Origin of the sequence: Alkalibacter saccharofermentans DSM 14828 (genome assembly GCF_900128885.1) — a bacterium.
Classification (GTDB): domain Bacteria; phylum Bacillota; class Clostridia; order Eubacteriales; family Alkalibacteraceae; genus Alkalibacter; species Alkalibacter saccharofermentans.
Map to the genome: position 1 here is coordinate 1 of NZ_FQTU01000020.1, position 22,224 is coordinate 22,224.

Sequence of the window (22,224 nt, forward strand, 5' to 3'; positions counted from 1 at the left end):
CGTAGCAGATCAATAAAACCGACCCAAGTTATAACGATATATAGTAAACGGCAGAGGTCTTAAATCATTTACGATTGTTCAACGACTGTTTCCCAACTGTAAAACAACTGTTTGACAGTCGAAAAACTTGTTTTTCGACTACTACTACTACTACTACTTATACTCATACTCATAATTAACATAATATCCCGCCTTGGACGAAGCCTTGTTGATGACCGTGCCTAAGATATTAGCCCCTATTTTTTCCAGGGAGTCCATTGTCTTTTTTAAAGCATCTCTTTCCGTAGAGCCTAAAGATACGATTACGATGGTTCCGTCTACTATCTGAGAAAGTATAAGTCCGTCTGTTACCGGCATGATTGGAGGAGAGTCTAAAAGTATCATGTCGAAGTGGTCTTTAAGGGAGAGTATCAGCTCCCTCATCCTCTTGCTGTCAAGCATCTCCGATGGGTTTGGAGGTATGGGCCCGCTTGTAAGCACGAAAAGGTTTGGGACCTTGGTGTCCTTGATATTCTTGTCCATCTTGTTGTCTCCCACAAGCACGTTCGAAAGGCCGTTTGTGTTGGAGATGTTGAAAATCTTGTGTATCTGGGGCCTTCTTAAATCGCAGTCTACGATCAAAACCTTCTTGCCGGACTGGGCCAAGGTCACCCCGTAGTTGGCCGTTATGGTGCTCTTGCCTTCTCCCTGTACGGAGCTTGTAATCTGCAGGAGGTTTACCTGATTGTCTATGTTCGTGTAGTGGACGTTTGTCCTTAAGTTTCTAAATGCTTCGGATATTGCTGATTTGGGATCCAGTTGGGTCACTATAGTGTTTTTCATTTCTTGTTTCCTCCTTGATCCAATGATGGGTTGTACGGAATCATCGCAAGAACAGGATAGCTTGACAAGCTTGTCACCTGATCCGGGGACTTAAGCCTGGTATCTAGGTATTCTTTAAGTAAACTTACAAATACGCCGATCATGAGGCCGAGGACCATGGCGATTGCGATGTTCATGGAAGACCTGGGTGCAACCGGGATATTTGAAGCCTGAGCTACGTCTATAACGTTGATGTTGTCGATTCGCATAAGGTCGCTTACGTAAGTACTGAAGGTCTCTGCCATCTCGTTTGCGATGCTTGCAGATAAAATGGGGTCAGTGCTTCTAACCGTCATGCGGATTATCTCCGTGTCGTTTACGGTGTTTACGCTTATCATGGATGCCAGGGCGCCGTCGCTTAAATCCAGGTTTAAATTCGTGATGACCTGAGACGTCACCGCTCTGCTTTTTGCTATCTCGCTGTATGTTGAAACCAGCTGCCTGTTAAGGTTTATATCTGCAGAGGTAATCTCTCCGCTTGTGGATCCCTGATAATCAATGGGCCTTCCCAGCAGCAGGGTGGTGTAGCTTTCATACTGCTTGTCCAGTATCACGAAGCTGAAAAGGGCTGCTATGATCATAGCCACAAGAGTGATATTAAGTATAAGCAGAAAATTGCTTTTTAGCATTCCCCAGAGCTGTTTAAGGTCGATTTGATCCATCATTTCCATGTTTTCTTCCATTGTTTAAATCCTTTCTACTGATATATTGTTGATCTCATTGTTTATTCGTTTTTGATATTTTAAACACACGTATAACATTTTAGCACTGATTGCATATAAAATCTACCAAATAGGAGTGAAAACTTCAAGCTCTAGGGGTATATAATAAATATAGGCTTAAAATGCCATGAACCTAAAAAAGTAGATTTGAATATTACCTTGATGATATAATACGTTATGACATTTTACAGTTACCCCCCAATTTAAATGTAAAAATTGGAATTAAATTTACCGTGGAGATAATTATATCAAAAAGACCGGGATATCAAAAGGCGGTCAGGTAAAAATTTCAATTTAGTTCTAAACTATTTCCAAAGGCTTGTTTTTTTATGCAAATGATTATACGCGAACAAATCTAAATTACACTAATAGTATCATATTACTGGAATATTGATAGCGCTATAATATAATGCATATGTAGAGCAGGAGCTAAAACGGAAACTGGGATAAAACGCAGGGAGGTAGGAAAATGAAAAGGACGAAGATATTGGTGGTAGAGAGGGATTTGCGAACATCCCTTGAAATCCAAAGAAATATAATAGATTTCGGCTGGATGCTGGCAGCTGCTGTTGAAAGCACAGAAGAGGCCCTTGAATTTTTAAATGCGGACAGAGCCGATTTGGTCCTGATGGATATGGAGATTCCAGGAAGCATAAATACAGCCCGGCTGATAAATGAAAGTCACCACATCCCGGTGGTTTTCTTATCAGGAACTTGGGACGAAAAGACAATCATAAATGCAGCCATTTCCACCAATGCCTACGGATGCGTGGCAAAGCCGGTTAACGACCTTGATCTTAAGATGAGCATCGCATTGGCAATAGGAAAGCACAGGGCTGAAAGCATGCCAAAGCAAGATGAAAGCCCAAAAGACCCGGCTTTGGAGAAGCTTAAGAAAATCGCCATTTGGGCAGGTGATGAGATAAACCTTCTTGAGCCTGATAAGATGAGCTTTATAGAGATCAGAAAAGGCATGCTTCATTTTAGTGCGGATGGGGAGGAATACATGCAAAGGGGAGCTCTCAATATATGGGAGAAAAAGCTTGGGCACATGGGTTTTTACAGATGCCATAAGAGCTTTCTAATAAACGTATCCAAAATTGAAAAGATAATCTACAACGGGTGCAACAGCTTTTCAGTCAAGCTAAAAGAAAGGTCCGAGCCTATCCCGGTATCTAGAGAAAAGATAAATGAACTTAAGAAAATGATGCAGATATGACAAAACCGCCTTGGGCTTATAACTTAAGCTCAAGGCGGTTTTTTTAACCGATGCCCTTTATCAGAGACAAGAGGCCTTTCTTTTTAACCTTTAAAGGATCTTGGGGGTACAATATCTCGTTGGATATTATAGCTTTAGGGTTGGTAAATACCAGCTCCTCAAGTAGATCCTTACCCACATGCCTTTCAAGCTGCTTTAATGCCTTTGATGCATCGTCATAATCTCTGACCGATCTTGCGTCTGTGGCCGCAATGTGTACCATGTTGTGGTCGAGCATTGTCTTGACAGTCTTTTCTACCCCATTGCCGTAAACGCCTGATATAGAAAACAGGTTCATCTGTATGAGCACGTCCCTTTTTATAAGAGATGCCAGATGATTTGGGTTTTCCAGGATAAAGTCGCATCTTTCCGGATTGCTTAAGATTATTGAGTATCCGGCAATTTCCAGCTCAAAGACGTAGTTCAGCAGATTGGGAAAGTGCATCCGCTTAGAAGGTATCTTAACCAGCACGTATTTGCTGCCCCCTAAGGATAGGGCTTTTTTTTCTTCTAAGGCCTCCACCGTGTTTAGATCGTAATAAATCTCGCTTCCCAGATAAAGCTCAGGAGCCCCATTTGAATTATCAAGGGCTTTTCTTATATCTCTAAATGCGATCTTGTTTTCTTCCAGGCTATTTAAGTTCTTGGAGCCTTCCAGGTAACCAGGCGTGCATACCACGCTTGTAAAACCTGCGTGATGGGCGGCCTTTGCCATCTCCAATGAATCCCTCAGGGTTTTAGGCCCCTTGTCAGCGCCATAGATCATATGGCTGTGAATATCTATCATAAGATACATCCCCCTAAAAAATCATAATCACTATATTTGATAATTATGATACAATAAACTTAGTTATTTATTCTAACAAACAATACATATAAAATCTACCAATTTTATATAAAATCATTACAGATAAGCGTGCATTATTTACAGTTAATGCAGATTTTATATTTAAAACAATGTATGATAACCTAAATTAAAAGAAAAGGCGGGTTGTCTGAAAAATAAGGGTGTGTGCTATGGGCAATAGAGATTACGGCAAACCATATCTGGTGAGCGGGCCGATACCGGATATCGACGGGCTCACAGGATTATACAGCAGAGCTTATTTAGATCAGGTAATTAAGATTTGGGACGAGAACAAGATATATCCCCTTAGTTTTTTGGTGTTTGATATCAATGGACTGAGCCTCATAAACGAAGCCTACGGATTTGACGTCGGAGACTCGATTTTAAAGCAGATGGCTGAAATCTTCAAGAACGAATGCAGAACCGACGACGTGATCGCCAGATACGGAGGGGACGAGTTCGCAGGCGTGTTTGCCGGCGCCGGTGAAGAAGAAGTGGCAAAGATAGTAAAACGGCTAAAGGGAGCCATAGATAAGATAACCCTGGCAGACAGCAGGATATCAGTCTCTTTTGGGTGGGAAACCAGGCAAAACCTAGAGGAGCCTTTCGCCCATACGGTAAACGCCGCGAGGGAGAAGATGAACCGCAACAAGTTTACTCAAAAGCAGAGCTTGAGGCACAAGACGATCGAAATAGTGATAAAGATACTTTATGAAAAGAACATAAGGGAAGAAAAACACTCCTGGAGGGTAAGCAGGCTCTGCGTATTGATTGGCAGGAACCTAGGGCTTTCCGTGGACGACCTTAATGAGCTTAGGATAGTGGGGCTCATCCACGATATAGGAAAGATCGCCGTAGACTGCAGGGTATTGGACAAGCCGGACAAGCTTGATTCTGAGGAGATGGACGAGATACACACCCATGCGGAGGTGGGCTTTGAGATCTTAAATTCCGTAAAGGAATTTAAGAAAATCGCCCATTACGTGCGCTGCCACCATGAAAGGTGGGACGGAACAGGCTATCCAAGCGGCCTTAAGGGAGAGGAAATACCGATACAGTCCAGGATAATTGCCATAGCCGATGCATATGACGCCATGACTAACGACAGGCCGTATAGAAAGGCCATGGCTGAGAAGGAAGCTCTTGAGGAGCTTGTTAAATATGCAGGGACACAGTTTGATCCTAACATCATCGACATCTTAAAAGAACGGCTCGGGCAAGGTTTTATACATTTAAGTGAAAAAATATAAATATCGCACCATAAGGTGTTATAATTTTATCGAGTTACACCTAGGCGGAAGCAAATTATGAAAGCCCTTTCAAAAAAATGCTTCCGCTTTTTTTTATTTAAAAGCTTAAGTAAATTCGAAGCTTAGGGTGAACCCGCCTGACCGAGTACCGAACACCGACCCACCGAACACAGTATTTCCCGGATAATAGTTAAACCATGGTGGGACAATGGTTAAAGGTTCGCTTCGCTCACGTGGGATGCTCCCTTTGGTCGCGGGAAAAGTGGAAAGTGGAAAGTTGGTCAGTTGGTCAGGAAAAACCTTTTAATTACTTAAAGCTTACAACTTTTTTACGAGACGGAGTCTCATTTCTCGACTGCATAGCAGTCATTTCCCGTAGGGCGAAGCCCTGCGTCCCACAGTCGCTTTGCGACTAATACGACTGTTTCCCAACCGTTTCCCGATTGCCCAACGACTGTTTAACATGTTTTTCCCGACTCACCGAACACAGCCTCACCACCCAAAACTACCCCAAACGTGTAGGTATTTCCACCAGTTTTTTTACAATTACTTAACAATTAAGTTACAAGGTATGATATAATTTACAAGGTAAAAATATGGGAATAATAAAACTTGAATGCATGAATATGCAATAAAGGGTATTTACCGATGTAATGCAGGCTTTGGAATCAACCCCCCAATTTAATTCCACGCTCAGTTTTATATCTTTCAGCATGCAGGGTGCATGTTGTCATGGAAAAATCCAAAGGAAGAATTTAATATTGAGGAGTATTGATTGAAATGAAAAACAACTATGAAAGAATTCATCTCGCTTCACCCCATATGTCGGGACTTGAGATGGAGTTCATTACTGAGGCATTTGATACTAACTGGATAGCACCATTGGGTGAGAATGTCGATCAATTTGAAAAAGATGTATGCGACTATACAGGTGCAGGTTACGGAGTGGCATTGTCCTCGGGGACCGCGGCAATCCATTTGGGGCTAAAATATCTTGGAGTCAAAAAAGGAGATATCGTCTTTTGCTCGTCTCTTACCTTTTCAGCTTCATGTAACCCCATTGTTTATCTTGGAGCAACCCCCGTATTTATAGATAGTGAATATGAGTCATGGAACATGTGCCCAAAAGCATTGCAAAAGGCATACGAAGAGTACCCTAACCCAAAGGCAGTGGTAACGGTGAACCTATATGGTCAATCGGCAGATTATGATAAAATATTAAACATCACTTCAAGACACAACACCCCTGTTCTTGAAGATGCAGCTGAAAGCCTTGGTGCTACCTATAAAGGCGTGCAGACTGGAACCTTTGGTGATATCGGAGTATATTCCTTTAATGGGAATAAGATAATCACGACTTCTGGTGGGGGCATGATGGTTACGAAAAATAAGTTAGCGAAAAAGAAAGTCAGGTTTTGGGCATCGCAGTCAAAAGATGATAGGCCTTACTACTTTCACACAGAGATAGGGTACAACTATCGGATGAGCAATATAGTAGCAGGAATTGGCAGAGGCCAGATGAAAGTCCTTGATGAGAGGATCGCCAAGAAAAAGTACATTTATGAATACTACAAAAAAGCTTTTGAGGATATCGATGAAATAGAGATGATGCCTATTGCTGACTTTGGAGAATCGAACTACTGGCTTACCTGTATGACGCTGAAAGAGGATAGCGAAATTAGCGTAAAAAATATCATAAGCGCTATGGAAAAACAAAACATTGATTCTAGGCATATATGGAAGCCTATGCATACCCAGCCTGTGTTTGAAAGGTATCCGTTTTTTACGGTGCAGGAAGGTCTAAGCTGCGCTGAGGATATATTCAACAGAGGGATCTGCATGCCAAGCGATACAAAAATGACGGATATGGACTTGAAAAGGGTAGCTGATTTGGTTTTAGAACTTTTTGAAGAAAATGTTAGTGCCGGAGCGGTGTAGATAAGAGCTAACCACAAAGAGCACGAAGGAGCACAGAGTAATTAGGATTTATATAAAATATTTTTTTCTAAAGACATCGAATTCGATGTCTTTAGAAATGAGTGGCATAGATAAAGTTAAGAAATAAGAGATGAAGCTTTCTCAAAGGTTTGAGGATATGTTATAGTATTAATAGCTGCCGAAGAGTGCCGAAGAGTGCCGAAGAAACATAAGTAGGAAGGAGGCGCAAAATGAGCTTGCAGAAATCAATACAAGATGGTGAAGGTAAGACAATAGAGTTTAAGGTCGAGTTGCCAAACAGTAATACTTTAGCAAAGACGATCATTGCGTTTTCCAATACTGGTGGAGGCAAGCTGATTATCGGTGTTAACGATCAAGGTGAAATCATTGGACTTGAACCTGACGAAAATATTTTTGAACTAAGGGATAAAGTGGCTTCAATCATCTATGAAACATGTTATCCAGCTGTTCTTCCCGATATCTATACGACAACGATTGATGACCATTTATTGCTGATTATTGAAGTCTATAGAGGCAATCTATTACCCTATTATTTAAAAGGCAAGGGCAAGAACGAAGGTGTTTACATCAGAGTAGGGGCAACGAATCGCAAGGCAAGTCATAAAAATATTCTTGAACTGGAAAGACAGCGGATGAATGTCAGTTTTGATCAGGAAGCCAATAGGGAAGTGGATCTTGATTCTTTAGATCTTTCTTCATTAGAAGCAAGGTTTGCTCAGGCTGGGAAAGTGTTAGACCAACCAGTGATGAAAAATCTAAAGTTGGTTATTGAAGACAATAACACAATCTATCCATCCAATGGATTATTGATTTTGCTCGGCAGATTTGAACACGTCAGGATGAAGTGTAGCAGGTTCAAAGGATCCACTATGGATGTATTTTTGGATAGAAAAGAATATAACAGTGATGTGTTTGCGCAGCTTGAGAATGCTGAAAATTTCATTAAGAATTACATCAAACTGAGTAGCGAAATCAAAGGTTTGCAACGAGAAGATCAATATGAAATTCCCTTGGAAGCCATTAGAGAGAGCCTTGTCAATGCAGTTGTTCATAGAGATTATTCGAATGACGGTAGGGATATAAAGATTGGTATTTATGATGACATCATCAATGTTGTTTCACCGGGCGGGTTTCCTAGTACTTTAACGCAAGAGGATATTCTTGAGGGTCGCTCTGAAATCCGAAACAAAGTGATCGCCAGGGTTTTTAAGGAATTGAACTATATCGAGCAGTGGGGCAGTGGCATCCGCAGAATCAAATCGAGCTGTAAAGATAGAGGCTTGAAAGAACCCGAGATTGTTGAAAAAGGCGATTTTGTGGACGTGAGTTTGTATAGGGATGTTGCCACACAGAAAGAAGTTAGTGAAGAAATTTTAATATCTAATGAGTATCAAGAGTTGATTTTGGAGTATCTCAAATTACATCAAAATAAAATTACAACAAAAGAAGCTCAAGTTATTTTAGACCTTGGAGAAAGACGCGCTCGTGAAATATTAAAGGCAATGATTGATAATGGTATTCTCGAGAGAGTAGGAAGGACCACGAATACACACTATCGTATGAGAGATATAAAAACAAAATAATAGTCAGGCTACAGGCTTAGAACGAGTAAAATTAATAATTACAGAGATTTTGTAGCCTATGTAGAGTGAGTAACTGCTGACTTTCTGATTGGATATATTTGCCGAGGTGAGTATGGTGAAGGGATACAAACCGCAAGATGTGGCATGTAGTAAAATTCGGAATACAATATGTTGCATAAATTCATCCTTTTAGCATAATCGGGCGCGACGTGAGTATGCTGAAAGGATAAAGAAGCTGTAAGGCAGTAAAATCAAGGGTTTAAACAGAAAATCAAGGATGCATATTTTGAAAATATAATTGTAGGCGTAGAACTCAATCATAATATCAATTGCTTAAAATAAATATGAAGCTGTCGGATATATCTCTTAGTTTGCTGATAAACTTCAATAATAGATATTTAAAAAATGGAATAAGCGAGTGGTATTATAGTTTTTGCTTAGTTTAAGTATTTATTATCGCTTTTTACTTAGAGCCCATCACGTTCTTAGTGGTTAAAGCATTTGTTATTGTATTTTTACTTAGAGCCCTTCACGTTCTTAGTGGTTAAAGCATTTGTTATTGTGTTTTTACTTAGAGCCCTTCGTGCCCTTAGTGGTAAAAAGTTTTTGCATTTAATTTATTATCAAGAGGTGTTTTATGTATAGAAGATTTATCAAACGACCAATGGACTTCATTTTGTCTTTGATGGCAATTATCGTTTTAAGTCCTGTACTTATAATCGTTGCTATTCTTGTTAGATTGAAGCTGGGTAGTCCAGTACTGTTTAAGCAGAAAAGGCCAGGGCTTAATGAGAAGATTTTCACCATGTATAAGTTTAGAACTATGACAGATGAAATAGATGAAAATGGTGAGCTACTACCTGACTCAGTTAGACTTACTAAGTTTGGTAGGATGCTGCGATCTACTTCTTTAGATGAACTTCCGGAGCTGTTCAATATCGTTAAAGGGGATATGAGCATTGTGGGGCCGAGGCCGTTACTCATTCAATACTTGGAGCTATACAATGAATATCAAAAGAGAAGACATGAAGTGAGACCCGGTCTTTCAGGACATGCTCAGGTCAATGGTCGAAATGCGATTAGCTGGGAAGATAAATTCAATCTTGATGTTGAGTATGTAGATAATGTTAGTTTTATAGGCGATTGGAAGATTATTTTTCTTACTATAAAGAAGGTTTTTGTTAAGGAAGGTATCAGTTCGGATACATCAGTTACGATGGAGCCGTTTAGAGGTTCAGTTCACCATTCAGATAGCTAAAGTACAATCATTAATAAACTATTTCAGAGAGGAATGTACTGTTCATGAAAAACAAGCTGATTATTATTGGTGCCAGTGGACATGGAAAGGTTGTTGCTGACATCGCCATAAAAATGAATAAGTGGCAAAGCATCGCATTCCTCGATGATGACGAGTCTATTAAGACATCTATAGGGTTAGAAGTCATCGGTAAAACTGCTGATGCTTTTACATATAAAGATGAAGCTGATTTCTTTGTTGCTATTGGAAGCAATACAACGAGGGAGAAGATTCAAGAGAAGTTAGAAGAAGAAGGAATGTCAGTGATTAAGCTGATTCATCCTAGTGCAGTTATTGGTACTGAGGTTGAGATCGGCATGGGTACCGCAGTAATGGCGGGAGTTGTTGTCAATAGCTCTACTAGAATCGGCAAGGGTTGCATCATCAACACAAGTGCTAGCTTGGATCATGACAATGTTATTGAAGATTATGTACATATATCCCCTGGAGTAAGAACTGCTGGGAGTGTAAGTATAGGCAAAGGTACATGGATAGGGATAGGAAGTGTTATAAGCAGTAACGTAAACATCTGCAGTGGTTGCAAAGTAGGTGCAGGTGCGGTGGTGGTTAAGGATATTACTGAACCTGGGACATATGTTGGGGTTCCGGTGAGGAAGATAGATTAATTTTTTTTGATTGGAGAATTAGGAATGAAGATATTATATGTAACAACAATTTCAAATACAGTAAATGCATTTTTAATTCCCCACATTAAGATGCTTATTGATGAAGGACATCAAGTGGATGTTGCTTTTAATATAGAACAGGAAGTTAAGCATGAAATATATGAGATGGGTTGTAAAATACATCAACTACCATTGCAGAGATCGCCAATTAAACGAGAGAATTTTAGAGCTTACAAAATGCTGAAAGATATCATTATTTCAGAAGGATATGATTTAGTACATACGCACACACCTGTTGCTTCGGCAATCGTAAGATTAGCCTGTAGAAAACTAAGTAGTGTAAAAGTACTTTATACAGCACATGGCTTTCACTTTTTTAAAGGTGCTCCAATTCGTAATTGGTTCATCTACTACCCAATTGAAAAATGGCTTGCTAAATATACAGATACTTTGATTACCATTAACAAAGAAGATTGTGAGAGAGCTAAGAGTCAATTTAAGGCTAAAAGAGTTGAATACATACCGGGTGTTGGGATTGATATAGATAAGTTCAACAAAGTGGAAATCGACAGATATTTAAAGCGCAAAGAATTAGGTTTACCAACAGATGCATTTGTTGTTTTGTCGGTTGGGGAACTTAACAAGAATAAAAATCATGAAGTTATTATTAAAGCTATTTCAAAAATTGGTAATCCTCATATTCACTATGTAATTTGTGGAGAGGGTCAACTAGATGGATATTTAAGAAACTTAAGCAAACAACTAGGTATAGAAAAACGAGTACATTTATTAGGATTTAGAAAAGATATTGCAGAGATATGTAAGGCCTCAGATGTGTTTGCATTTCCTTCTTTGAGAGAAGGTTTAGGTATGGCTGCTTTGGAGGCTATGGCATGTGGGCTACCGATAATTACATCTAATGTTCATGGAATAGTGGATTACTCTAAAAATCGAGTAACGGGTTATAGTTGTAAACCCAATGATATCGAAGATTTTACTAATGCAATCCATAGTATATTGCAAAATTATAAGTTCATAGAAGAATTTAGAACTCATAACCTTGATGCAGTAAAAAAATTTGATAAACAAAATGTAGAAACTAAATTATCTAAAATATATGAAGAGGGGCTTTAAAATGGCCAATAAAAAAGTAAGTATTATTGTACCTGTTTACAATGTAGAACAATATCTGAACAAATGTATTGATAGTATTATAAGTCAAACTTATAAAGATATAGAAGTGATTTTAATAAACGATGGCTCTAAGGATAGTTCGGGAGAAATTTGTGATAAATATGCAAAAAAAGATTTGAGGATAGTAGTTGTTCATAAAGAAAACGGTGGAGTATCTTCTGCAAGGAATAAAGGGCTTGAGGTAAGCACTGGTGACTTTATTATGTTTGTAGATAGTGACGATTGGATAGAAGCAGATGCAATTAGTAGCTTGATGGAAATACAAAATGAGATTAATTATGATGTGATAATGTTTGGAATACATCGAGAAAATATAATCTTGGGAAATATTACGGCAACTGATTTTATAGCACAATCTTTCAATGACATAGATAAAATAAAAGAAGTGTTGCCTAATTTAATTAAACAAGAAAGAACTAATTCATTATGGAGTAAAATATATAAGGCAAGTATTATAAAGGATAATAATATAAGTTTTAATGAGTTCCTAAGTATAGCTGAAGATGCATTATTTAATTATGAAGTGTTTTTTAAAATAAGATCTTTATATATATCAGAAAAGTGTTTATATCATTATATGATTAGAGATGTAGAGTCTTTAACTAAAAGATACAATCCTCTTAAATATGAAATGCTAATGGCTGCAAATGACTATCTTCATAATGCAATCAAGGAAAATGAACATTCTAAAGAGATTCTTTGCTCAGCTCAATATATAAGAATTAAGAATATTTATTCTTGTTTTTTAGATTTATTTGCAAGTAGTTGCCCTTTAACTATAAAAGAAAAGAAGTCATATATAAAAAACATACTAGAAAAAGAAGTTCTTAAAAATAATGATAATAACTATCAAATTGAAGATAAATCATATAGAGCACTAAAATTTATTTTATACACAAAGAGTGTTAATTTAATATATTTTATTGTTTATATAATGTTTATGATAAGAAAGTAGATGGTGACTACCAATGATATTTGTTTATATGTCTATATTAGTTATGGTCTTAATAATAACGAGTAGAGTTTATGGAACAATAATAAAGCCAAATATAGTTTTAACAGTACCATGGTGTATATTTGCAGGATTATCAACATTAGGTATTAACAATCTAAGGACACCCTCCTTGAAAACTCATCTATACATTTTAACATTTATACTGTTTTTTAATTTGATGTACTTTTTATTTTCTCAAAAAAGATTTAAAATTGATATCTTAACTGAAGATATCAATTATCAATTTAGATATAAACTAATATATTTTAGCAATATAATTAGTTGGATATTTATGATTCCTATTATTTTAAATGCATATCACATAATTAGTAATTACGGTTTTCTAGCTATTAGAAGCTATGCGTTCGTCTCAAGTGATGTATTGGTTGGAGGATTTGATAAGTTTATTGCTCAAACTATTATTCGCGGTATATTTCAAGCTACTGTATTATTAGCAATGATTAATATTGCTTTTAAAAAAAAGACACCTTTTTTAACAGTATGCGCAATAATTAATGTTATTATATATACATTTGTATTTGGCGGCAGATTCCAAATTTTACAACTAATCATGTATTATTTATTTGCACACATGTTTTCTAAAAAAATTATTGTCAATAAGGAATTAAAACGTAAGATGTCATACGGATTAATTGCAATATTAATTAGCACAATGGTTTATGTCACATTAAAGCGTGGTAGCGATAATTTTATTTATAGTTTAATTAGTTATTATGCCGGTCCTTTTTCTTTTTTAGATTATATATTAAATAATCCAGAAACATTTGATTTAAATAACTATTTGTGGGGAGCTGCCACTTTAGGTTTTATAACGGAACCTATAACATTGATACTTAAGCTTTTGTTTAGGTTAGATATTCATATAGCTTCGTATTATATAAATATTTGTACTCAGCCTTTTTATGAAATAGGACCCGGGAGATATTTCAATGCATTGACAACAGTAATATATCCATTTATAAGAGATTTTGGTTACTTCGGCATTATAGTAGGTTCAGTATTTTTAGCGGGATTTAGCGGTTTATTAGAGAAGGCATTTTTAAAAAAGAAAAAAATAGTATATTTTTGTTTGTATATTCATTTGATTTATATTATTTTCAACTCTATATTAGCGTATAGCCTTTTATCGTATCCATCAGTGATGGTATTGTTTTTTATAATACTATTTTCAACTGGAAAACAAAAAAATTATAAAAGTTTGAGGAGGAGTTAGGGTGGTTACTATAATCGTGCCGGTTTACAATGTTGAAGAATACCTAAATAAGTGTATTGAAAGCATAGTAAATCAGAGCTATAAAGAAATAGAGATTATTTTGGTAGATGATGGATCTAAAGATAATTCAGGAAGCATCTGTGATGAATGGGAAAAAAAAGATAGTAGAATTACTGTAATCCATAAAAAAAATGGAGGATTATCATCTGCTAGGAATGCTGGATTAAACCAATCTAATGGTCAATATATTTGTTTTATAGATAGTGATGATTGGGTTGAACCAGATTTTATTGAAGTACTATTTAAACATATGGTAGAACATAATGCAGATATTAGTCAATGCGGATTTGTAGAGGACCTTGAAGGAATGGAGGGTACTCCTTATAGAAGTGAAAATTATTTGGTTTTTACCGGTAAGAATGCAATAAAAAACCTGTATGATAGAAAGACATATTTAAATACTGTGGTAATGTGGAACAAGCTATTTAAGAAAAAAAATTTTCAAAGTCTAAGATTTGACGAGGGAATCGTTCATGAAGATGAGGCACTAATACATGAAGTCTTATATAATGCAGATAAGGTTGTTGTTAATGAAAGCAAACTACATCATTATCTTACAAGGCCCAATAGCATTATGAATAGTAAATTTAATCTTAAAAGATTAGATATCATTTATGCTTATGAGAAACGGTTATCTTATCTAAAAAATAAAAAAGAGTATGAATTAGCTGATATGACAATGAGAATGTATTTCAGGGTATTATTAGGAGTTAGTAGTGCTTTATTCTATAGTTCACTTGAAAATAAAGAAATTTACTTGTTTGACACAACAAAAAAGTTAGATAGTATTATAGGTGAAATAAAGAAAAATAAGCATTTAAATAATATAGATAAGATTTTGTTGAATTGTTATAAGGTCAACAAGAATGCGGGATTTCATGCGAATAAAAGCATAGGAACAATTAAGAATGTTTTTACAAGATTTGCTTGACTAGGTCACAAATGCTCCTATAGAAAACAATGCTTTTTATGTTTTTTAGCAATAAGAAAATACCATATAGTAAATATGACGAAATAAGAAAAACTAGGAAACGATTTGTTGTATTAGAAGCTTTGCAAAAGGTGTTGGTGTGCAGGGAAAGTTCCGAAAAATTCAAAAGTCTTTAAACATATACAGCATAGAGCGTTTATTTAGTAGAAATAATTTGTAGTTAAGGAGAAATCATGGATAATAATAAAATTAAAAAATTAAAAAAACTAGAGCTAGAAATATTGAAATACATTGATGAATTGTGCAAGCAACATAGTTTAAATTATTATTTAGTAGGAGGAACTTTATTAGGTGCTATAAGGCATAAAGGATTTATTCCTTGGGATGATGATATTGACATAGGTATGATGAGGGATGACTATAATAAATTAATATATTTGTTAGCTGAAGACCAAAGTGACAAATACTTTGTTCAGAACTTCCAAACAGATCCTGAGTACCCAAGATATATAACGAAAATTAGATTAAACGGAACGCAATTTATAGAAGGACACCTAAAAGACTACAATATGCATCATGGAATATTTATTGACATATTTCCACTAGACAAAATAAAAGATAAAAATGACAAAAAATTAGATTTTAGAGTTAATTGTGCGAAAAAAGTTTTAACTTTAAGAACTATACGAAATGGTCACATTGAGCACATGAGTAAAAATAAGAGAATAGTAGCTAAGATTTTAAGACCACTTACTTTTCTGATCCCGTTAAGATTTTATGATAGCCTAATAGATTATATTTACGGATATGAGAATGGTGGAGATAGTAACTACGTCACTAACTTTTCAAGCCAATATGGTTGGAGAAAACAAACTTTTCCTATTGATGTATATGGAGAAGGAACTTATTTAGAATTCGAAGGGCATCAGTTTATGGCTCCAGATAAATGGGAGGTTATTTTGAAAAGTTTATACGGAGATTATATGAAATTACCTCCAGAAGAAAAAAGAAATAGTGGACATGATGTTGTTCATATAGACTTAGGCAAATATGCAGAGAATTAAGGTGAGAATAATTGCAAAACTCAAGAACAGCTAATACAGCAAAAAATGCTTCTTTTGGCTTAGTAAGTCAATTGATAAACATAATATTAAGTTTCGTAAGCAGAACTATCTTTATTTATGTTTTGGGTGTTGAATACTTAGGGATAAATGGACTTTTTACCAACATATTAATGTTACTTTCATTTGCTGAACTGGGTATAGGTAATGCTATAATTTATGGCATGTATAAGCCTTTGGCGATGGATGACAAAGAGAAGATAAAGTCATTGATGGCTTTATATGCAAAGGCTTATAAGGCTATTGGTCTATTCGTGTTCATTGTCGGTTTATTGGTAATACCTTTTATGGATTATATTATTAAAGATGCACCTAATATAAACGAAAGTATTATTTTGATATATATCTTGTTTTTATTAAACACTTCCATCTCATATTTTTTTGTGTATAAGAAATCGATAATAACTGCAGATCAAAAAAACTATGTTGTTTTGTTTTATCAACAACTATTTAAAATAGGACAAACAGTAGCTCAAATAATGTTCCTTTGGTTAACAGGTGAATATCTGATATTTTTAGTAATACAGATAATAACTACATTACTGAACAATATTTATGTCTCTAGAAAAGCGGATAAGATGTATCCGTTTTTAAAAGAAGGAAAGGTAAAAAGTCTTGAAAAAGAAGAACAGTCTTCAATATTTGCTAATGTTAAGGCATTATTTTTATATAAATTTGGATCAGTGGTATTAAACGGAACAGATAATATTATTATTTCAGCAATTATTGGAATTACTGCAGTAGGGCTTAATTCAAACTATGTCCTTATTATTACAGCACTGACAGCTATTGTTGGGCAAATTATGAATGGTTTTACTGCAAGTGTAGGGAATTTAAACGCTGTAGGAACCAAGGAAACGAAGGAAAGAGCTTTCAATAAGATATTTTTTGTATCTGCCTGGATGTATGGATTTTGTGCAGTAGGTTTATATTTATTTTTTAACAAGCTCATTGTTTTATGGATAGGGGAAGCCTATATTTTTTCAGATTTAGTGGTATTTGCAATTGTTCTTCATTTCTATGTAAACAGTGTTCACTTCACAGCTTATACCTACAGAGTGACAATGGGTTTATTTGTCCAAGGAAGATGGGCGCCTTTAGCAGCTGCTATTATAAATGTCATACTTTCATTTTGGTTAGGCAGTACAATTGGAATAGCCGGTATATTTTTTGCTACATCTATAGCTAGATTACTTACTACCGGAATCGTTGATCCTATACTTGTCTATCGAAATGGGTTTGAAAAAAGTCCTTTGAGGTACTATTTTAGATACTTCTTCTTTGCCGGGTTATTTATAGGACTATATTTTTTAATGAAGCTAGTTGTTTCATTTATCTCAATAGCTGGACTGAGTGGTTTTATAATTGAAGTTGTTGTTGTAAGTTTGTTGTTTAATATCATTATGGCGGCAATATTTTGGAAATATCAAGATTTTGTTGAAATCAGAAAGGCAATTACAACTATTATTAAAAGCAAGACTAATAAAAGAAGCAGCTTATAAGTCGAGGTGATAAATTGTTTTATTTAGATTCTAAAAATGAAGAGATGTGTTGTGGATGTCAAGCTTGTGAACAAGTGTGTCCTACAGACTGTATTTCGATGATTGAAGATAAAAAAGGATTTACCTATCCTTTTAAAAATGAAGAAAAATGTATAGAATGTGGGTTATGTGAAAAAGTCTGCCCCTTTGTGCAAAAGAAAAAGATAGATATTAGCTTTAATGGTCTACCAAAGGCTTACTATGCTGCAAATAAAAACGTAGATACGTTGATGGCTAGTGCATCTGGAGGAGTATTTACATCAGTTATTGACACTTATTGCAAAAAAGACTTTGCTATCTTTGGTGTTCAATATGATGATAGATTTAAAGTTATTCATTCTTATTCCGGATCTATCGAAGAAGCTAAAAAATACAGAAAATCTAAATATGTTCAAAGTGATATAAATAATTCATTTAAACAAGCAGAAACTTTTCTAAAAAGAAGGAAAAAAGTTTTATTCACAGGAACTCCTTGTCAGGTTGCCGGTCTAAGACTGTTTCTTAGAAAAGAGTACGAAAATCTATTTTGTTTAGACCTAGTCTGCCATGGGGTACCGAGTCAAAACATCTTTGATAAATACATGAAATATATTGAAGAAAAGAATAAAGGGAAAATATCAGATTTTACTTTCCGTCATAAAGTGCTAGATAAAAATGGCAAATGGAATTCTCGAAATGTAAAAATAAAAGCCGGTGAAAAAGAACTGGTTATGAATTCAAATGAAGATAAATACCTAAAGGGATATCATAGTGGATTATTTTACCGTCCATCTTGTTATAATTGTCAATATGCTAATTCGGAGCGGATTTCTGACATAACAATGGCAGACTTTTGGGGTGTTGAAAAACTATATCCTGAAGATGATGTTCATAAAGGGATATCTGTTATTCTTGTTAATACTCCGAAAGGCCAAGAGATACTAAAAGGACTTACAGAAACAATGAGTTTAAAAGAAGTAGATTTAGACTTTGTTATCAAAAGTAACGGCCAACTTAATCATCCAGCTAAAAAACACGTAAAATATGAAGACTTTTTCAAAAACATAAATAGTGATCGTTTTGATTTAGCTGTTGATAAGTGTATACCTAAACCACCATTGATAAAAAGGATAGCTTCTAGGATATTACCAAATGAAGTTAAGAAAAGTATAAAGAAAATAATAAAATGGAGGGGTTAAAATGTGTATCTTGAATGAATTCAAAGAAAAATTCAAAGTTAATGAGTACAAAATTTACGAGTCCGAGCACTGGATATGGTCCTTAAGACCGCATCAGGCCACAATTGGAGCTGGAATTCTTTCTTTAAAAAGAGAATGTCCTACGTTTTCAGAGTTAAAGCCTGAGGAATATGCTGACTTAAATAACATTATAAAGGTAATTGAACCGGTGTTAATGAAAGCTTTCAACTATGATGTTATTAATTATTTGATGTTAATGATGTTTGATAAACATGTACATTATCATGTTTTTCCAAGATATGAGACACCAATTGAAATTCTAGATAAAACTTGGAAAGATGAAAATTGGCCGGCAATACCACCATTGATGGGAGAAGCGCTATTGAATGATGAAATGGTAAGTATAATGGAGTTAATAAAAAGCAAGATCTAAATTGAGAGGGGTTTTGAAAATGACAAAAAAATATAAAGTAGGATATACAACAGGAGTTTTTGATTTATTTCATATTGGGCACCTAAATATTCTAAAAAAAGCTAAAGAGCAATGTGAATATTTGATTGTAGGAGTAAGTACGGATGAAAATGTTTTAAGCTATAAGAAAAAAACACCAGTTATTCCATTTGAAGAAAGAATTGCAATAGTGGAAGCACTTAAATATGTTGATGAAGTAGTTCCACAAACTCATATGGACAAGTTCAAGGCATGGGAAAAAATTAAATTTGAAGCAATTTTCCATGGGGATGATTGGAAAGGTTCAGCAATGTATTCAGAGATAGAACGTAAGTTTAATGAAGTAGGAGTAGACATGGTTTATTTTCCATATACAAAAGGAACATCATCAACTATTTTAGCAGATGTTTTAGCTCAAGCATTAAAAGAGAAAAAAGCTTCTAATGAATAATTGGTATAATTCAAGAGTAAAAATTCTGTAATAGCATTAGGAGGTGACCACAAATGAACATATTAGTAACCGGAGGCCTAGGCTTTATCGGCAGTCATACAACGATAGAACTAATTAAAAATAACCATACAGTGATCATTGCTGATAATCTTATAAACTCAAAGATTGAAGTGCTGGACAAGCTATCTACCATAACTGGCATCAAGCCTCATTTCTATCAGATCGATGTAACTGATGAAGCAAAGGTAGAAGAAATCTTCAATAACCATAAAATCGATGGTGTGATTCACTTCGCTGGCCTTAAGGCAGTAGGAGAGTCAGTTTCCAAGCCGATAGAGTATTATTACAATAATCTTGTTAGCACTATGGTACTTAGCAAGATGTGTGTGAAGTACGGAGTAGATAAGTTTGTCTTCAGTTCATCTGCGACAGTGTATGGTGATCAGCCATCTCCACTTAAAGAAGATATGGATCTGAAGAAAACCACCAATCCTTATGGCGAAACTAAAGCTATGAGCGAACGGATCTTGACAGACACTTCAATAGCAAATCCTGATTTTTCAGTTAGTCTATTAAGGTATTTCAATCCAGTAGGTGCTCACGAGAGCGGCTTGATTGGTGAGGATCCTAATGGCATTCCAAACAATCTAATGCCTTTCGTTACGAAGGTGGCTAAAGGTCAGTTAGAGAAGTTAAATGTATTTGGTAATGACTATGATACAGTTGATGGAACCGGTGTTCGTGACTATATCCATGTAGTTGATTTAGCAAAAGGCCATGTGAAGGCCTTTGAGAATCTTAAAAATGGTGTTAATATCTACAACTTGGGAACCGGAAGAGGAACTTCTGTTTTAGAACTTGTGAATGCCTTCATAAAGGTTAATGACATAAATGTACCTTATGAAATAGTAGGAAGACGTCCGGGCGATATTGCGACCTGTTTTGCGGATGCAAGTAAAGCTGAGAGAGAATTAAAGTGGAAGGCTGAACTTGGAATCGAAGAAATGGTCAGGGATGCTTGGAAATTTGAAAAGAATAATAAGCAATAACATTTTGGGAGGTGAATCATGGGAAGGATAATAATAAAAGGGGACACTTTGGAGTGACCCCATTTTAGTACACAGTTTGGGTACGGTTAGTTCTGTGTGTTTTTTTAGGAATTTAAATAGGTATTTTTATATGCACTTGGGGACAATCCCCCAAGTGACTTTTGTGGTCTATCATTTATATAATAGTCCATATATTCTTCTGTAATTTGCACTACATCATTTATATCTTTCATCTTTTTAGTCATGATATAAATGGCTTCACATTTATAATGACTAAAAAAAGATTCAGCTTTTGCATTATCCCAGCAGTTACCTTTTCTTGACATACTTTGTTTAATTCCTAGGTCTTTTAATAAGCCTGTATAATCTTTGTTTGTATAATGAATTCCCTGATCACTATGAATGATACTATCTTTAAGATTATGCTTAGAAGAAAGTTTTTTAATAGTATCTATACTTAAACTTTTATCTTGAGAGTCACTAATTTTATATACTATAGGTTCATTATTGAATAAGTCTATTATAGTGCAAAGATATATCATTTTATGACGTGTAGGTATATAAGTGATATCTGTAACAAATTTTTCATAGGGTTTCGTTGATTTAAAATCTCTATTTAGAATATTTTCCTTAATAATCGCTTTTTCAGGTTTTTTATATTTTTTCTTTCTTATAATGGATTGTATACCATTTTCCTGCATAATTCTAAGTATCTTTTTATGATTCACAACAAGATTATATCTATTTTTCAGTATAAATTTTATTGTTCTGTACCCTGCTCTTTTGTTTGATTTATTATAAATATCAATAATATGTTTTTCTATTTCAGTGTTTTTATTTAGTGGTTCCTTTTTATATTTATAATAGGAAGATCTACTAATACCAGCTATTTCGCATAATAGCCATACAGGATATTTTAACTCTAATGACATGATAGCCTTATATTTTAATTCTCTTATTTTAGTTTTTTTTTAGCAATGAATGGCTTCATACTGTTTAAACTTTCGTAATAGTCAATTTTAGCTTGTAAAACCTGCACTTGTTCTTCTAATTGTTTCTCTTTTAATGTTCTTGTATCTGCGCGTAGAATAGACTCTTTTGTCCTACCAGCACTTTTATTAGGCTTAGTTGCATCAGGTGGAAGTAATCCCTTTTTCTTAAGTTGGACTTCCCATCTATTAATATAATTTTTTGAAGGAAGATTATATTTAGCAGCGATTACCCTAACTCCTAGAGTACTATCATAATAATCTTTGATTACAGAAAGTTTAAATTCATCAGAGTATTTTTTGGTCATGGATGTTTATGGTAATCTAGAACTGCAATAAATGGCAACCAAAAATACAAAAAGTAATTGCCAGTACAAACCTTAAATAATACCCTATTAAGTGACTAAACTTGTAGGGAGGAAAGGAAGTGCTGACAATTACTCAAATCAATTATATCCGAGAATTATACTTTTTAGAAGGAAAAACTTATGCACAGATAAGTGGAATGACCGGCAAGAACTATCGCACAGTGAAAAGATACATAGAGATGGATGACTTCAATGAGCAAAAGCATAAGGCAAGTAGACCCAATAAGACTGATGAATTAAGGCCAATAATACGAGGATGG

General features: G+C 35.1%; 21 protein-coding genes and 1 pseudogene. 17 read left to right on the plus strand and 5 right to left on the minus strand.

Going from position 1 to position 22,224, the window contains the following annotated elements; genetic code table 11:
* Positions 1-153 precede the first annotated feature (153 nt).
* The gene (locus BUB93_RS10620; RefSeq protein ID WP_073271983.1) at positions 154-822 is read right to left on the minus strand and encodes a CpsD/CapB family tyrosine-protein kinase; all 669 of its coding nucleotides are present in this window, start codon (positions 820-822) and stop codon (positions 154-156) included.
* On the minus strand, positions 819-1,544 hold the full coding sequence (locus BUB93_RS10625; protein WP_084117264.1) for a YveK family protein: 726 nt from the start codon (positions 1,542-1,544) through the stop codon (positions 819-821). Before BUB93_RS10625 ends, BUB93_RS10620 begins: the two co-directional genes overlap by 4 nt.
* A 508-nt stretch (positions 1,545-2,052) precedes the next feature.
* Here BUB93_RS10625 and BUB93_RS10630 point away from each other — a divergent pair.
* Positions 2,053-2,802, plus strand: coding sequence for a LytR/AlgR family response regulator transcription factor (locus BUB93_RS10630; protein WP_073271987.1), 750 nt, complete (start codon positions 2,053-2,055; stop codon positions 2,800-2,802).
* 43 nt (positions 2,803-2,845) lie between these two features.
* Here the strand turns inward: BUB93_RS10630 and BUB93_RS10635 are convergent, their stop codons facing one another.
* On the minus strand, positions 2,846-3,628 hold the full coding sequence (locus tag BUB93_RS10635; RefSeq protein WP_073271991.1) for a tyrosine-protein phosphatase: 783 nt from the start codon (positions 3,626-3,628) through the stop codon (positions 2,846-2,848).
* A gap of 230 nt (positions 3,629-3,858) precedes the next feature.
* Between BUB93_RS10635 and BUB93_RS10640 the strand changes: the two genes are divergently transcribed.
* The 15 genes from BUB93_RS10640 to galE all read left to right on the plus strand — a co-directional run bounded on the left by BUB93_RS10640 (position 3,859) and on the right by galE (position 20,607).
* Positions 3,859-4,938 carry an HD-GYP domain-containing protein gene (locus tag BUB93_RS10640; RefSeq protein ID WP_073271994.1) on the plus strand — a complete coding sequence of 360 codons (1,080 nt, stop codon included), beginning with the start codon at positions 3,859-3,861 and terminating at the stop codon, positions 4,936-4,938.
* Positions 4,939-5,718: 780 nt separating this feature from the next.
* Positions 5,719-6,876 carry a DegT/DnrJ/EryC1/StrS family aminotransferase gene (locus BUB93_RS10645; protein ID WP_073271997.1) on the plus strand — a complete coding sequence of 386 codons (1,158 nt, stop codon included), beginning with the start codon at positions 5,719-5,721 and terminating at the stop codon, positions 6,874-6,876.
* A gap of 230 nt (positions 6,877-7,106) precedes the next feature.
* A complete protein-coding gene (locus tag BUB93_RS10650) occupies positions 7,107-8,480 on the plus strand; it encodes an ATP-binding protein (RefSeq protein WP_073272000.1) in 1,374 nt (457 codons plus the stop codon).
* Positions 8,481-9,117: 637 nt separating this feature from the next.
* Positions 9,118-9,738 (plus strand): sugar transferase, encoded by a 621-nt coding sequence (locus tag BUB93_RS10655; RefSeq protein WP_073272003.1) that lies wholly within the window; start codon positions 9,118-9,120, stop codon positions 9,736-9,738.
* A gap of 44 nt (positions 9,739-9,782) precedes the next feature.
* On the plus strand, positions 9,783-10,403 hold the full coding sequence (locus BUB93_RS10660; RefSeq protein WP_073272006.1) for an acetyltransferase: 621 nt from the start codon (positions 9,783-9,785) through the stop codon (positions 10,401-10,403).
* A gap of 24 nt (positions 10,404-10,427) precedes the next feature.
* On the plus strand, positions 10,428-11,537 hold the full coding sequence (locus BUB93_RS10665) for a glycosyltransferase family 4 protein (RefSeq protein WP_073272009.1): 1,110 nt from the start codon (positions 10,428-10,430) through the stop codon (positions 11,535-11,537).
* A 1-nt stretch (position 11,538) separates the two neighbouring features.
* Entirely contained in the window at positions 11,539-12,552 is a 1,014-nt protein-coding gene (locus tag BUB93_RS10670) for a glycosyltransferase family 2 protein (protein WP_073272012.1), read from the plus strand.
* Between the two features lie 13 nt (positions 12,553-12,565).
* The gene (locus tag BUB93_RS10675; protein ID WP_073272015.1) at positions 12,566-13,825 is read left to right on the plus strand and encodes an O-antigen polymerase; all 1,260 of its coding nucleotides are present in this window, start codon (positions 12,566-12,568) and stop codon (positions 13,823-13,825) included.
* A gap of 1 nt (position 13,826) precedes the next feature.
* Positions 13,827-14,816, plus strand: coding sequence for a glycosyltransferase family 2 protein (locus BUB93_RS10680; protein ID WP_073272018.1), 990 nt, complete (start codon positions 13,827-13,829; stop codon positions 14,814-14,816).
* A gap of 233 nt (positions 14,817-15,049) precedes the next feature.
* Entirely contained in the window at positions 15,050-15,880 is an 831-nt protein-coding gene (locus BUB93_RS10685; RefSeq protein WP_073272021.1) for a LicD family protein, read from the plus strand.
* Positions 15,881-15,891: 11 nt separating this feature from the next.
* Positions 15,892-17,439 carry a lipopolysaccharide biosynthesis protein gene (locus BUB93_RS10690; RefSeq protein WP_073272024.1) on the plus strand — a complete coding sequence of 516 codons (1,548 nt, stop codon included), beginning with the start codon at positions 15,892-15,894 and terminating at the stop codon, positions 17,437-17,439.
* Positions 17,440-17,453: 14 nt separating this feature from the next.
* Positions 17,454-18,656 carry a Coenzyme F420 hydrogenase/dehydrogenase, beta subunit C-terminal domain gene (locus BUB93_RS10695; protein WP_084117268.1) on the plus strand — a complete coding sequence of 401 codons (1,203 nt, stop codon included), beginning with the start codon at positions 17,454-17,456 and terminating at the stop codon, positions 18,654-18,656.
* 1 nt (position 18,657) lies between these two features.
* Entirely contained in the window at positions 18,658-19,089 is a 432-nt protein-coding gene (locus BUB93_RS10700) for an HIT family protein (RefSeq protein ID WP_073272027.1), read from the plus strand.
* Between the two features lie 19 nt (positions 19,090-19,108).
* The gene (locus tag BUB93_RS10705) at positions 19,109-19,558 is read left to right on the plus strand and encodes an FAD synthase family protein (RefSeq protein WP_073272030.1); all 450 of its coding nucleotides are present in this window, start codon (positions 19,109-19,111) and stop codon (positions 19,556-19,558) included.
* Positions 19,559-19,611: 53 nt separating this feature from the next.
* Complete coding sequence (galE, locus tag BUB93_RS10710) at positions 19,612-20,607, plus strand: UDP-glucose 4-epimerase GalE (protein WP_073272033.1); 996 nt, start codon at positions 19,612-19,614, stop codon at positions 20,605-20,607.
* Between the two features lie 104 nt (positions 20,608-20,711).
* Here the strand turns inward: galE and BUB93_RS10715 are convergent, their stop codons facing one another.
* Together BUB93_RS10715 and BUB93_RS10720 are read right to left on the minus strand one after the other, a co-directional pair.
* A complete protein-coding gene (locus BUB93_RS10715; RefSeq protein ID WP_278278387.1) occupies positions 20,712-21,566 on the minus strand; it encodes an IS3 family transposase in 855 nt (284 codons plus the stop codon).
* On the minus strand, positions 21,563-21,904 hold the full coding sequence (locus BUB93_RS10720; RefSeq protein WP_073272041.1) for a transposase: 342 nt from the start codon (positions 21,902-21,904) through the stop codon (positions 21,563-21,565). The genes BUB93_RS10715 and BUB93_RS10720 overlap by 4 nt, the downstream gene beginning before the upstream one ends.
* Positions 21,905-22,023: 119 nt before the next feature.
* Between BUB93_RS10720 and BUB93_RS10725 the strand changes: the two are divergent.
* Positions 22,024-22,224, plus strand: a pseudogene (locus BUB93_RS10725) (sigma-70 region 4 domain-containing protein); the annotation flags it as partial.

Coding starts and splice junctions, on each gene's coding strand:
- BUB93_RS10620 (WP_073271983.1), bottom strand. CDS start 822: ATGAAAAACACTATAGTGACCCAACTGGATCCCAAATCAGCAATATCC.
- BUB93_RS10625 (WP_084117264.1), bottom strand. CDS start 1,544: ATGGAAGAAAACATGGAAATGATGGATCAAATCGACCTTAAACAGCTC.
- BUB93_RS10630 (WP_073271987.1), top strand. CDS start 2,053: ATGAAAAGGACGAAGATATTGGTGGTAGAGAGGGATTTGCGAACATCC.
- BUB93_RS10635 (WP_073271991.1), bottom strand. CDS start 3,628: ATGATAGATATTCACAGCCATATGATCTATGGCGCTGACAAGGGGCCT.
- BUB93_RS10640 (WP_073271994.1), top strand. CDS start 3,859: ATGGGCAATAGAGATTACGGCAAACCATATCTGGTGAGCGGGCCGATA.
- BUB93_RS10645 (WP_073271997.1), top strand. CDS start 5,719: ATGAAAAACAACTATGAAAGAATTCATCTCGCTTCACCCCATATGTCG.
- BUB93_RS10650 (WP_073272000.1), top strand. CDS start 7,107: ATGAGCTTGCAGAAATCAATACAAGATGGTGAAGGTAAGACAATAGAG.
- BUB93_RS10655 (WP_073272003.1), top strand. CDS start 9,118: ATGTATAGAAGATTTATCAAACGACCAATGGACTTCATTTTGTCTTTG.
- BUB93_RS10660 (WP_073272006.1), top strand. CDS start 9,783: ATGAAAAACAAGCTGATTATTATTGGTGCCAGTGGACATGGAAAGGTT.
- BUB93_RS10665 (WP_073272009.1), top strand. CDS start 10,428: ATGAAGATATTATATGTAACAACAATTTCAAATACAGTAAATGCATTT.
- BUB93_RS10670 (WP_073272012.1), top strand. CDS start 11,539: ATGGCCAATAAAAAAGTAAGTATTATTGTACCTGTTTACAATGTAGAA.
- BUB93_RS10675 (WP_073272015.1), top strand. CDS start 12,566: ATGATATTTGTTTATATGTCTATATTAGTTATGGTCTTAATAATAACG.
- BUB93_RS10685 (WP_073272021.1), top strand. CDS start 15,050: ATGGATAATAATAAAATTAAAAAATTAAAAAAACTAGAGCTAGAAATA.
- BUB93_RS10700 (WP_073272027.1), top strand. CDS start 18,658: ATGTGTATCTTGAATGAATTCAAAGAAAAATTCAAAGTTAATGAGTAC.
- BUB93_RS10705 (WP_073272030.1), top strand. CDS start 19,109: ATGACAAAAAAATATAAAGTAGGATATACAACAGGAGTTTTTGATTTA.
- galE (WP_073272033.1), top strand. CDS start 19,612: ATGAACATATTAGTAACCGGAGGCCTAGGCTTTATCGGCAGTCATACA.
- BUB93_RS10720 (WP_073272041.1), bottom strand. CDS start 21,904: ATGACCAAAAAATACTCTGATGAATTTAAACTTTCTGTAATCAAAGAT.